The sequence below is a fragment of the Shewanella sp. SM101 genome (genome assembly GCF_025654465.1).
Classification (GTDB): domain Bacteria; phylum Pseudomonadota; class Gammaproteobacteria; order Enterobacterales; family Shewanellaceae; genus Shewanella; species Shewanella oncorhynchi.
Genome location: NZ_JAKKRH010000010.1, coordinates 53,363 through 66,366, shown reverse-complemented (window position 1 = coordinate 66,366; position 13,004 = coordinate 53,363). Strand labels below are relative to the sequence as shown.

Annotated in this window: 10 protein-coding genes; 6 read left to right on the top strand and 4 right to left on the bottom strand. The window is 44.8% G+C overall.

Annotation, left to right across the window (positions count from 1 at the left end; translation table 11 throughout):
- Positions 1-11 precede the first annotated feature (11 nt).
- Positions 12-947 (top strand): SPFH domain-containing protein, encoded by a 936-nt coding sequence (locus L5M38_RS07445; RefSeq protein ID WP_263178686.1) that lies wholly within the window; start codon positions 12-14, stop codon positions 945-947.
- Complete coding sequence (locus L5M38_RS07440) at positions 947-1,885, top strand: SPFH domain-containing protein (protein WP_168825701.1); 939 nt, start codon at positions 947-949, stop codon at positions 1,883-1,885. Before L5M38_RS07445 ends, L5M38_RS07440 begins: the two co-directional genes overlap by 1 nt.
- A 181-nt stretch (positions 1,886-2,066) precedes the next feature.
- On the opposite strand, the gene L5M38_RS07435 is transcribed toward L5M38_RS07440, so the two are convergent.
- The 4 genes from L5M38_RS07435 to priA all read right to left on the bottom strand — a co-directional run bounded on the left by L5M38_RS07435 (position 2,067) and on the right by priA (position 7,402).
- Complete coding sequence (locus L5M38_RS07435; RefSeq protein ID WP_006083282.1) at positions 2,067-2,291, bottom strand: hypothetical protein; 225 nt, start codon at positions 2,289-2,291, stop codon at positions 2,067-2,069.
- A gap of 315 nt (positions 2,292-2,606) precedes the next feature.
- Positions 2,607-3,323 carry an SPOR domain-containing protein gene (locus L5M38_RS07430; RefSeq protein WP_168825699.1) on the bottom strand — a complete coding sequence of 239 codons (717 nt, stop codon included), beginning with the start codon at positions 3,321-3,323 and terminating at the stop codon, positions 2,607-2,609.
- Positions 3,324-3,326: 3 nt separating this feature from the next.
- The gene (gene argS, locus L5M38_RS07425) at positions 3,327-5,072 is read right to left on the bottom strand and encodes an arginine--tRNA ligase (protein WP_105251263.1); all 1,746 of its coding nucleotides are present in this window, start codon (positions 5,070-5,072) and stop codon (positions 3,327-3,329) included.
- 134 nt (positions 5,073-5,206) lie between these two features.
- Positions 5,207-7,402: a primosomal protein N' gene (gene priA, locus L5M38_RS07420; protein WP_263178685.1), complete on the bottom strand. Its 2,196-nt coding sequence runs from the start codon at positions 7,400-7,402 to the stop codon at positions 5,207-5,209.
- A gap of 102 nt (positions 7,403-7,504) precedes the next feature.
- Here priA and L5M38_RS07415 point away from each other — a divergent pair, with 102 nt between their 5' ends.
- The 4 genes from L5M38_RS07415 to csrD all read left to right on the top strand — a co-directional run bounded on the left by L5M38_RS07415 (position 7,505) and on the right by csrD (position 12,809).
- Positions 7,505-8,518: a FimV/HubP family polar landmark protein gene (locus tag L5M38_RS07415; RefSeq protein WP_263178684.1), complete on the top strand. Its 1,014-nt coding sequence runs from the start codon at positions 7,505-7,507 to the stop codon at positions 8,516-8,518.
- Positions 8,519-8,699: 181 nt separating this feature from the next.
- Positions 8,700-8,912: a 50S ribosomal protein L31 gene (gene rpmE / locus L5M38_RS07410; RefSeq protein ID WP_063883331.1), complete on the top strand. Its 213-nt coding sequence runs from the start codon at positions 8,700-8,702 to the stop codon at positions 8,910-8,912.
- Positions 8,913-9,434: 522 nt separating this feature from the next.
- On the top strand, positions 9,435-10,679 hold the full coding sequence (locus tag L5M38_RS07405; protein ID WP_168825695.1) for a malic enzyme-like NAD(P)-binding protein: 1,245 nt from the start codon (positions 9,435-9,437) through the stop codon (positions 10,677-10,679).
- Positions 10,680-10,865: 186 nt separating this feature from the next.
- A complete protein-coding gene (gene csrD / locus L5M38_RS07400; protein ID WP_263178683.1) occupies positions 10,866-12,809 on the top strand; it encodes an RNase E specificity factor CsrD in 1,944 nt (647 codons plus the stop codon).
- Positions 12,810-13,004 lie beyond the last annotated feature (195 nt).

Below are 13,004 nucleotides of genomic sequence, written 5' to 3'. Positions count from 1 at the left end.
GGATGGAATCTATGTTTGTATTTACCTTAGTCATTTTATTTATCTTTTTTATTCTTTATAAGTTGATGTTAATTGTGCCGATGCGTGAAGTGCATGTCATTGAGCGTCTTGGCAAATTCCGCGCAGTATTAGAACCTGGATTTCATATTTTGATCCCTTTTTTCGATCGCGTCTCCTATCGTCACGATACCCGTGAGCAAGTATTAGATGTGCCGCCACAGAGTTGTATCTCCAAAGATAACACTCAACTTGAAGTGGACGGCTTGGTCTACCTAAAAGTGATGGATGGCAAATTGGCGAGTTATGGTATTGAAAACTACCGTAAAGCAGCGGTGAATTTAGCCCAGACCACTATGCGATCTGAAATCGGCAAGCTGAGTTTGAGTGAGACTTTCTCTGAACGTGATAGCTTAAATGAATCAATCGTGCGGGAAATAGATAAGGCTTCCGAGCCATGGGGAATCAAGGTATTGCGCTATGAAATTCGTAATATCACGCCTTCACGCCATGTGATCCACACTCTTGAGAAGCAGATGGAAGCTGAGCGTCGTAAACGTGCCGAAATTACCTTAGCGAATGCCGAAAAAGCCGCGATGATCAATATGTCTGAAGGTGAGCGCCAAGAGGCCATTAACCTGTCAGAAGGTCAAAAACAGAAACGGATTAATGAAGCTAAAGGTACAGGTCAGGAGATCGCTATTATAGCCAAAGCAAAATCCGAAGGTATGGCAATGATCTCGCAAGCATTAGCCGTCAATGGCGGTACAGATGCGATGAATATGCTATTAAAAGAACAGTTTATTGCTCAAGTTGGCAAGATCCTCAATGATGCACAAGTCTCTGTTGTTCCCGCTGAAATGGCAAAACTTGAAGGTTTCTTCGAAGGCATGGAGCAAGTCACTCAGACTATGAGTGGCCAGAATAATCTTGGCAAAGGAGCGCGATAATGAATATTCCAGTAGATACAGATTTGATTGTGATGGCGATTTGGGGCCTGATATTTGCCATTTTTGTGATTAAACTATTTCAATCGATCCGCCTAGTACCCACTAAATCGGCTTTTATTGTTGAGCGTTTAGGTAAGTATCACAGTACGTTAGATGCAGGGTTCCATACCTTGATCCCCTTTGTGGATAAAGTGGCTTTTATTCATGATTTGAAAGAAGAAACCATTGACGTACCACCGCAGGAATGTTTCTCGAGCGACGAAGTAAACGTTGAAGTGGATGGGGTGATTTATATCTCTGTGACTGATCCAGTGAAGGCCAGCTATGGTATTACTGATTATCGTTATGCAGCAATTCAGTTGGCGCAAACGACGACGCGCTCTGTCATAGGGACACTTGATCTTGATCGTACGTTTGAAGAGCGTGATGTGATTTCAGCCAAGGTAGTGCAAGTCTTAGATCAAGCGGGTGCCCTGTGGGGAATACGTGTGCATCGTTATGAAATTAAAAATATCACACCACCTGAAACCGTTAAAAATGCCATGGAAATGCAAGTAAATGCCGAGCGTGAGCGCCGTGCATTATTGGCTAAGAGTGAAGGTGACAAACAGAGTAAAATTAACCGTTCTGAAGGGGTTAAAGCTGAAACGGTAAACCGTTCTGAAGGTGAGATGCAGCGCCGGATTAACGAAGCCGAAGGTAAGGCTGAGGAAATTTTAACCATTTCCCGCGCAACGGCAGAATCGATTGAACGTCTCGCCTCTGTTATTGCCGCGCCGGGTGGTCACAATGCCCTGCGGATGCAACTCGGTGAGCAATACTTTAAACAGCTCGATGGCTTAAGCCAGAAGAATAGTCGAGTCGTATTGCCGGGTAATATGGTGGATTTCGATTATTGGATGAATAGCATAGGCTTAACGGAAGAAAAACCGAGCTAAGGCTGTGGTTAAAATCTGAAACTAGCTAGTTCATTAAGGTCAAATACTCAGGTGTTTGGCCTTATTTTTTGGCTGAAATTTGATTCTGTGTGATGGAGAGTGGGTGGGTTAGACAGCTTCTGTTGAATGAACCGCCAGAAGCTGCAGTTGGGCATAGTTAAATTTTTCATTGAATGGAAGGCTAATAAGCTAGGCGTTCATGAATTTGGGAATGGGCGTGGGTTTCAATGAGCTTGGCAATTTGGTTTTGTTCTAATTGCTGAAGTGCAGAAATTTCGTCATAAATCTTGTCTTGAACATCCAGTGGCATGCGCACATGTTCCATAAACATCCTAATTCCCAGCATGTCGCCACTCTTGAACAATTGGCTGAATTCGGTGGCTTCTATCTCGATTAATGCATTCATAATACTTCACCCTGAGGTTGGATTTGACACAGATACAGCGGTCTTGCTGTTAATTAAGAGATACGCCTAAGTTTGATCTAGGTCAATTAAACTGCATATTAATCTTTCTTAATAAAGGATTTTGTTGTTTACAAATAATGGGTTATAAATTTAGTAGATCAGCAAATTTGAAATGAGTTGTTGTTTAAAACTGACTTTTTATGGGCGGGCAGAGTCAATGAGTGAGTCATGTTATACGGACAAAAAAATAGCGACGAGCGATAAAACGCTGGCCGCTATTTATTCTTAATAGTCTATCAGGAGTAGGCTAAAGCCTTATTTAGGAATCGCCAGAATCTGGCAACCATTAATCCCCGCTTTTTGCAGTGTGTGACGTTTACGCTCTGCATCACGTTTACGCTCGAAGGGGCCTAAAGCAACCTTGTACCATACGCCAGTCGTACCTTCGACTTGTCTCACTTGCGCCTCTAAACCTTGGAAAGCGATGACGGCTTTCATCTCGTTCGCCTGTGATTCTTGGCGGAAAGAAGCACACTGCAACTGATATTGCATCGGTGTTCTGCTCGCAACAATATCGGGAATATCGACCTCAACATGCTTATTTTCAAGCTCGTTGAGATAGGTCCATTCTTCCTTTGGTTGTGGTGGCAGAGCATTAGGATCCTTCTTTGGCGGAACAATAAGCTCAGCAGTTTCAGTTGTCTCTACTGGGATAACGACCGCTTGGCGTTCAGGTTCTTTGACCTTAGGAGTAAGCACCGCTGTCTCTTGAGGCTTAACTTGTACTTCCGTTTTCTTGGCTGGAGCGGGTATCGGTTTCACTTCTTGCTTAGCATTATCTTTAATGCTTGACAGGAAATAGACGAAACAACCCACAGCGAGTATGACAAAGCCTATCAAGGTCAGCGGCAGCTTCTTACGCGGCGCCGATTTAGATTGTGAAGGCTTTGCTCGAGTTGGGCGAGTCGCGCGGATTGGGCGCGGTTTAGCGCCCGACTGCGGCCTTCTATTGGCATAATCGCGATTACTCATGGCTTACATCCGCTCTAAGGTTTCAATACCGAGTAGATTTAGGCCTTTTTGTAACGTACGAGCCGTCAGTTGCGCGAGTAATAAACGGCTGTTCTTTTGCGCGTCATTATCGGCGGCAAGTACTGGACAAGCTTCGTAAAAGCTAGAGAAAGCACCCGCTAATTCATATAAATAAGCACACAGTACGTGCGGCTGACCTTTATCGACAACACGATTGAGGATCTCACCGAACTGCGCCAACTTATTACCGAGATCTTTCTCTTTTTCATGCTCAAGCACGATTTTCGCTTGGCTGAGATCTAGATCGGTTACTCGCTTGAATATGCCCGCAACACGGGTGTAAGCGTACAGCAGGTAAGGTGCGGTATTGCCTTCGAAGCTGAGCATTTGTTCAAAGCTGAAAATGTAATCGCTGGTGCGGTTTTTTGACAAGTCAGCATATTTAACGGCGCTGATCCCAACGACACGGGCGATTTCAGTTAGTGTGGCCTCATCCATATCAGGATTTTTGCTACGAACGAGTTCTAGCGCGCGCACATTGGCTTCTTCTAACAGGTCAACTAACTTAACGACACCGCCGCTACGGGTTTTGAATGGACGGCCATCTTCGCCGTTCATAGTGCCAAAACCTAAGTGTTCTAACGACATATCTTCACGGACAAACTTAGCCAGTTTCGCTAGGCTAAAGACTTGTTGGAAATGCAGTGCCTGACGTAGGTCAACAAAATACAGGACGCGATCGGCCTTTAACACGTTCGAGCGATAGCGCATTGCCGCAAGATCTGAGGTGGCATACAAATAGCCGCCATCGGCCTTTTGGATGATCACAGGCAGTGGCTCACCTTCTTTGTTGCGGAAGGCTTCTTGGAATACGACTTTAGCGCCGTTACTTTCGGTTAATAAACCTTGGGCATCTAAATCTTTAACCACTTGCTCGAGATCGGCGTTATAAGCACTTTCGCCGTGTACATCGGCGCGGGTCAGGCTCACACCTAAACGGGCGTAGACTTCATGGCAGTGGCTTAACGAAATGTCGTTAAATTCGCGCCACAGTTTGTTGCAATACTCGTCGCCAGATTGCAGTTCGACCACTAACTGACGAGCGCGGGTTGCGAATTCTGCTGATTCGTCGAAACGCAGTTTAGCGGCACGATAAAAGTTTTCTAAATCAGACAGTTCAAGTTGAGCTTCTTCACCATTTTTGGCGCGCAGCTCTTCCATATAGGCCAGCAACATACCAAATTGTGTGCCCCAGTCGCCCACATGGTTTTGACGAATAACCTTGTGGCCTAAAAATTCTAACGCACGCACAACACTGTCACCAATGATGGTTGAACGCAGATGGCCTACATGCATTTCTTTGGCGAGGTTGGGTGAAGAGTAATCGACAACAACGGTTTGTGGGGTCGGTAACTTAATGCCTAAATGCTCATCGTTGACGGCATTTTGCAGTTGATCTGCTAAGGCGCTGTCGTTGATGAAAAAGTTGATAAAGCCTGGTCCTGCAATTTCAACCTTAGCTACAAAAGCCGAAGCCGGTAAGGTATCTATGATCAGTTGGGCTAATTCGCGTGGATTCTTGCCTGCGACCTTGGTTAGCATCATGGCTAAGTTGGTTGCCAAGTCGCCATGACTCTTATCCTTGGTTCGATCTACCTGAATGCGTGCTTCAAAGTCAGCAGGCACAATACCTTGTTGTTTAAAGGATTCTAGAGTTTGTTCAAGTAATGATTGGATATGTGATTTCATGGGTTCTAATCGGCACTAACTTTAAGAGTGAATACAGGGAATAACCGCATATTTTAGCCGTTTGTGGTTAACAATTGCTATCTTCCCGATGATTTTTTATCAAATGGCGCTTAAATACTTATCAAATACTCGACTCAGAGGAGATCCTGTGGATCTCTGTCTAAGCTCCATCGGCAGCGTTTAGCTTCGATAAGTTGTTCTACAAGCGGATGAATACGTTCAAACTCTTGTTGCAAGCGATTGCGGTTTTTAGCTTGGAATAAGAGTTGGCGGCGGAACTTGCCGGCTTTTTTATCTAAGGGCGCTGGCATAGGACCAATCACCTCAAATTCTTTATCTTGCGGCAAAAGCGCGGCAAAGGCGTTGAGAAAGTTATCGGCATCACTGGCTAAATGTGCTTCGGCGCGCACCAACACCATGTGCCATGCTGGCGGCAGCAGTGCTTGTTGACGTTCTTTGAGCTGGCTGCGAGCAAACTCGCCATAACCGCGGTGCAGCAAATCCCGCAAAATGGGATTGTCGCTCTGGTGAGTTTGCAATAATACCGTGCCGGGTTTACTGGCGCGCCCTGCGCGACCTGCAACTTGGGTATAGAGTTGTCCAAAACGTTCGGGCGCGCGGAAGTCGGCGCTAAATAAAGCGCCATCGACATCGAGTAACCCAACAAGCGTCACATCAGGGAAGTGGTGGCCCTTAGCTAGCATTTGCGTGCCGACGAGGATTTTATATTCCCCCTTATGAATCGCATTTAAGTGGGTTTCTAATGAACCTTTAAGGCGGGTCGTATCACGGTCGATGCGCACTACTGGATGTTTAGGAAACTCTTGTTGCAGCGCTTCGGCGAGCTGTTCTGTGCCTATGCCTTGGCCCATCAACATAGTGCTGCCACATTTGTGACACTGCTTGGGGATAGCGTATTGATTGCCACAATGGTGACAGCAAATTTCGCCAAGGGATTGATGTACTGTGAAAAACGCGTCGCAGCGGTCGCATTCGTGTAAGTGCCCACACTCGTGGCAAAGCAGGGCTGGTGCGAAGCCGCGGCGATTGAGAAACAACAAGACTTGGTTGCCAGCGTCTAAATGCAGGCGGATTTCGTTCAGTAGCGGCACTGACATACCGGCTTTCAGCGGCATATTTTTAATGTCGATAATGCCTTGGCGCACTTTTTTAGCCGCACCTGCGCGTTCACCCAATTGTAAATGATGGTAACGGCCGCTTAAGGCATTTTGTAGACTTTCGAGTGAGGGCGTCGCTGTGCCCAAAATCACCGGAATCGCTTCTAAATGGCCACGCATGACTGCCAAGTCGCGGGCATGATAACCAACGCCTTCCTGTTGTTTGAAACTACTGTCGTGTTCTTCATCGAGTATGATGATGCCGGGATACGCCATAGGTGTGAACAATGCTGAGCGGGTGCCGATAATGATTGCAGCCTGACCACAGCGGGCCTGGCGCCATGCTTCGAGCCTCTGATTGTCGGTTAACCCTGAATGCAAAATGGCAACATTGACTTTGAAACGGCGCTTAAAGCGATTGATTGTCTGGGGGGTTAAGCCGATTTCAGGCACTAAAATTAACGCTTGTTTGCCTTGCTTGAGGATTTCTTCGAGTACAGCAAGATAGACTTCCGTTTTACCCGAACCGGTAATGCCTTCTAATAAAGTACAGTGATATCCTTGTTGCAGATTTAAAGTGGCAACGGCGACGGCTTGTTCTTTATTGAGTTTATGTGGCGTTTCGTCCATTTCGAGTGTGGTGCGCCAGTCGAGGTTAAGCTCTGCAATTTTTTCATGGCGTGCCACCCAACCTTTATCTTCTAGGGCTTTAAGCGCCGCTTTACTGATGTCTAAGCTGATAACCTCTTCTTGGGTTAAGCTGGCGGTTTTGAGTAACTCGAGTAGTTTTTTCTGTGCGGGTGCGCGTTTAACCGCTTCGGGCGCAATATTTTGGCCTATTTCAGTTAATTGCCAGAATTGGATTTTTTGTGGCGCGGCATCGAGCCCTTTACGCAGGGCCACAGGTAAGGCTTGGGTTAGCATCTGCCCTTGGCTGCAAAAATAGTATCTCGCAGCCCAAAGAGTTAATTTATAAAGTGATTCAGGCAGTAAAGGTTTATCGTCGATAAACTCGAGCACAGACTTAATTTGCTTTGGGGCTAAGCTGCAAGACTCAGTGATATCAGTGACTAACCCGATCAATTGTTGACGACCGAAGGGAACTTTAACGCGCACACCTATTTGCGGTGTACTAGGATAGGATTCGGGTACGCGGTAGCTAAAGGTTTGCCGCATAGGCACAGGTAACGCAACTTCGACAAACAATGACATATGCAGGCAAGTCTTAGACAAGAATGTGGTTTAGTGTACTCAGCGCGGCTGGCTAGGGCTAGCCCTAATGATGGTTTACCAAGGATAGTTGAGAGTAAATAAATGGCTAATATAGTGAAATCATTAGGTCTACTTGCTTTGGTGTGCAGTGCACCTAGCATGGCACAAGTCTCCCATGTGAGCATTAATAGCCGGATGTTTGAATTAGGCGCTTACCCTAAACTCAGGGTGAATGTGATCGCAGACAATCAAGATATGTCGCGCTTAGAGTTTGTTGTGCAGCAAGCAAGCGGCGAAGAAAGGTTAATGGTTGAGGAGATTAATCGCTTTTTAGTTTTACTCACTGGCGTTGAAGATGTGAAGGATAGTAGCGCTAAACTCTTAGTGAGAGAGTATCGTCTTGACCGATGGTATGACGTCAAAAGTATCAATTTATTCGGCACAGCTAAACCGGCCTCTGCTGCGTTAACGACAAAAGCGGTTTCGGACACTAAAAATACCACCATAGCGGGCGCCCCAAAAAGTGCGGATAAAGTGGGCATTAAGCCTGTAAAAGTGGTGGCAGAACCAAAGCCAGTTGCAGAGGTAACGCCCGCAGCGACTGTTGCTACTGCTGCAAATACCCAATCCAAAGTACCAACGGTAGAAGTGGTGACTGGCTTTAGATTTCCTGAAGCCGCGAACAAACAAAATACGTCGGCTACTGAGATAAACGCCTTCGCTAAAACCTCTGAGACGATTGCTGTTGAAAAAGGGGCTGTTGAAAACGCTGCAACTGAAACTGTGGTTCCAGAAATAGTGAAAACGGCAAATAATGAGCAAAAACAGAATATTGCTGAAACGGCCTCACAGACGCCCGAACATTGCCAGTTAACGTATCTTGCTGGCGAGACGTTGTGGCGTATCGCCAATCGATATGCCAAGGATTGGGGTGTGAGTGTATATGGCGCTATGTTGGCGATTTACGAGGCAAATCCTGTGGCTTTCTCGAAGAATAGAATCAATGCACTCAAGAGCAATGCGGTGCTATCTTGTCCTTCGAAAATGATTTTGGATCAGCATTCTGATGCTAAAGAGGCGCGGGCGGTATTTGAGGCTAAAGAAGCGGGAAAATAAGCCGCTTAACTAAAGTCAAAATAGACACAGATTAACCAGCAAACGCTCAGATAATCTACTTGTATCCCTTGTAGGTATGCTGTACCATTCTGCGCCCTAAACATATTGTTATTAACATGCATGTGGTGTCCGACTACGGGTTGGAAGAGCGACATGGCCTTACACTTTTGAGGTAACCCCAATGAAACCAGGTATCCACCCAACATACGCTATCATCACTGCAAACTGTACTTGTGGTAACGTTATCAAAGTAAACTCTACTGCTGGTAAAGATCTGCATTTAGACGTATGTGGTGCTTGTCACCCATTCTACACTGGTACACAAAAAGTTGTTGATACCGGCGGTCGTATCGACAAATTCAACAAGCGCTTCGCAGTGCTTGCAAAGAAATAATTGCGATTGCAATGTTTCTAGAAAAGGCGCCTATGGCGCCTTTTTGCTTTTTGTTATTCGTCGATTTTCTTTATTCCGCTTATTCTACATATCTAGCTGGTACGACTTCACTCAATAAATCGTCAACTTATTCTGTATTGAGAGTTCAAGTGTATAATTCGACTTATTTATAGCAATTAACTATAAGATAAATATGCTAGTCGCCATATATTGTAATTTAACCAACATTTTTGAGATTAAGTCGCTACAACTAGCGCAGTAACTACAAAATATATGTTTGTTTCCTACAAAACATATTAAGAAATGCAGCTTTATTATAGGAGATAAGTTTATAAAACTAAGCTTAGAGGGTCTATTTGGCGGCTAAAGTGAAATTTATGAATCTCTTATTTATAAATTCCCCTTATTGGCGTATCTTACCCCGACCAGCCAGACTATTGACATCACCCTTTGGTGAGACTAGATGTGTGTTGGTAGGTCTTACTCTCATAAATTATAAATGTCGCATTTCAGGATTTTAAAATGTCAGATATTCGTCAACAAGCACTCGATTATCATGAATTTCCCATACCAGGCAAAACCGCAGTTTGCCTTACCAAACCCGCCGAAACGAGTCACGATCTCGCCCTAGCTTATAGCCCAGGTGTGGCTGAGCCAGTACGCGAAATCGCTGCAGATCCTGACAATGCGTATCGTTATACCAATAAAGGTAATACGGTTGCCGTGATTACCAATGGTACGGCTATCTTAGGTTTAGGGAATTTGGGCCCTTTGGCTTCTAAACCTGTAATGGAAGGTAAAGCATTATTGTTCAAGCATTTTGCGAATATCGATTCGACAGATATTGAGATTACGCATAATACGCCTGAGGAATTTATCAATACTGTTGCTGCTATTGCTGACACTTTTGGTGGTATCAATCTTGAAGATATTAAAGCGCCCGAATGCTTTGTTATCGAACGTGAATTGATTGCTCGTTGTAAAGTGCCAGTATTTCATGACGATCAACACGGCACGGCAATCGTGACCGCGGCGGGTATGATCAATGCGCTGGAAATTCAAGGCAAGTTGATAAGCGACGCGACTTTTGTGTGTATGGGCGCGGGTGCTGCTGCCATCGCTTGTATGACTATGCTGGTAAAATGCGGTGCGAATCGCGCCAACATTTACATGCTAGACACTAAAGGTGTTATTCATTCTGGCCGTACAGATCTTAATGAATATAAAGCACTATTTGCGAATGATACCGAGAAACGCACGCTTCTTGATGTTATTAAAGGCGCAGACGTATTTTTAGGTCTATCAGGTCCTGACGTCATTGGTGCAGAAGAAGTCGCGCTGATGGCCGATAAGCCAGTGATTTTTGCGTGTTCTAACCCAGATCCTGAAATCAAACCTGCACTTGCTCATGCAACGCGTAGTGATTTGATCATGGGTACGGGTCGTAGCGACTATCCAAACCAAGTCAATAATGTATTGTGTTTCCCATTTATTTTCCGTGGTGCATTGGATGTGCGTGCGTCTTGCATTAATGATGAGATGAAAATTGCGGCAGTTCATGCAATTGCTGCACTGGCGAAAGAGCCTGTGCCTGCGAGTGTGTTGAAGGCTTATCCTAATGTGACTTCACTGAGTTTTGGCCCTGAATATGTGCTGCCAAAACCTATGGACCCACGTTTATTGCCAAATGTTGCCCGTGCGGTTGCACAAGCGGCTATCGACTCTGGTGTGGCTGCGATCACCACTTTACCTAAATACGCCGACTAGGCTAAAAGTGGTAAAAACATTAAAAAGAGGCTAATTAGCCTCTTTTTTGTTTTTAAGTGGACATTAAAGTCACAGCGTCTTAGTTGCCTTTTAGGTTATGCTACTGAATAATCAACGGACAACTTTTGTTGAACTTCTGTTAAAATCGCACAAATAATTATAATAATCCTGCAGGATAGCGGATAGATGAAATTCACCCGAATGTTAACTACAAAATTAACCAGCTTTTGGTTAATGTCATTAGCCGCTATCGCCTTCGTATTTTTGCTGAGCGCTATGATGAGTTTCGTGCAGCTGACCTATAAATTTCAGCAGCAAAAAGTAGCTGAACTCGAAACTATGTTAGTCGATCAGTTCCAACACCAACCTGATTGGGAGTTAGAGGCTTGGCTACCGCCTATGCTGCTTGCTTACAATGCCGTTAATTTTCGGTTGACCTTGAAAGATGAAGTGTTATTTGCCTATGAAGGCAACCTTTCTACGCAAAATGCGATGGTGTATGACCATGTGCTAGAGCCGACATCTGGCTTGCGTATGCAGTTAACCTTGACTCAGCCCTTTGAACATTACACTTTCAGTTGGTATGAAATTCTGATTTTGTTGGTCGGTATCTTAGCCGTGGCTGCCTTAGTGCGTTTTGGTTATTTATGGTTTTCACAGCAGCTCGATGGCATTGAAGAATTAGCCTTACGCAGTCGATTGATTCTGCAAGGTAAGTATGAGCAAGCACTCGCTACCCCTGGAAATGGTAAACCAAGGCTGATTAACCGTGCTTTGACTAAGTTGTTAGAAGAGTTACAAGACGCTCAAAAGGAGCGGGGGCGTTTCGACAAATTCATCCGTTCTAATACCTTTCTCGATGCGGAAACTCGCATTGGTAACCGACTCTTTTTGAATAATCGTCTCGACGCCCTTAGTCATAATCAGGCTATGCTTGCCCACGGGGTAATCTATTTATTAGAAATGGATGATCTGGATTTATTGCAGCAATCCCAAGGTGAAGCAGTGACGAAAGAGCTATTAAACTCGACTGTTAATGCGATAAGTCAATTACTGCAAACTCAAGCTAATAGTATTTTTGCCCGTCGCTCCCATAATCAATTTGCCATAGTCGTGCCGCAAATCTCCTTAATTGAAGCGGATCAATTTGCCAGCAAGTTACTCAAGATATGTCTAAGCCAGCCTTTGCCTGATGTTGAGAATCGCGATAACTTTTTCCACCTCGGATGCGCTTATTTTACCGCCGGCGATAATGCGGCTCAGTTAATTGAAGAAGCTGATATGGCTTTGAGGGCGGCACAATTACAGGGTAATAGTAATTGGTTTATGTACGACAAAGGCGCGATTGATGAAGAATTTGCCAAAGGCTCAGTGCGTTGGCGAAGCTTTTTAGAAAACGCGTTAGTGCAGCGGCGCTTTTTTCCCTTTAGCCAACCCATAATCGACTCTGATGGTAATGAGCACCATAAAGAGATATTTACGCGGGCTCGGGATAATCAGGGGGCGTTAATCCGTGCCACACTCTTTATTCCTATGGCGAATAAATGTGGCTTAATGCCACAGGTCGAACGGCAAATTATTGAGCGGGTATTGTTATTATTGTCGAATGAATTAGCAGACGGCGTATCGAATGCTCAAACAATTAATAAATCAGCGCCACAGATATACAGTATTAATCTGAGTTTGGATTCGCTAATGAGCCGAGCCTTCACTCAATGGCTAAAAACGACGCTATTAGAATATCGCCATTTAACCACGCGACTGATTTTCGAAGTGTCTGAAGATATCGTTATTCAACATCAAGAAAAGTTGCAGCCTAAATTAGATATGATCCGTAAAATGGGCGCGAGATTATGTGTCGATCATGTGGGTCAGCAGGTTGTTGGTACTTATTACATTCGCGAATGCCATTTTGATTTAATTAAGTTACACAGATCCATTGTGCGTCATATTCATTTACGACCAGAAAACCAATTATTTATCCGCAGTTTGATTGGCGGTTTATATCGAACGGAAGTACAAGTCTGCGCCGAAGGGGTAGAAGTCTTTGAAGAGTGGCAGACACTGCAAATCCTCGGTGTTGGCGCAGCGCAGGGAATGTATTTCAGTGAACCCATAGAGGCTAAGTAAGGGAAGTTCAGTGTTTGGGTGATTAATGTCGTCTTAGAGACAAATAGATCCTATTATTCACGTATTTATCTATAAAATACGAGCATTTGCGGCTAAACTAGCCAGTGCCAAAAATATGACGTTTGCGGTTTTTATTCTGTATCGAGCAGGTCATAGGTCAAGGAGCACTGGAGAGTGGAGTGACAGGAAGTTTGT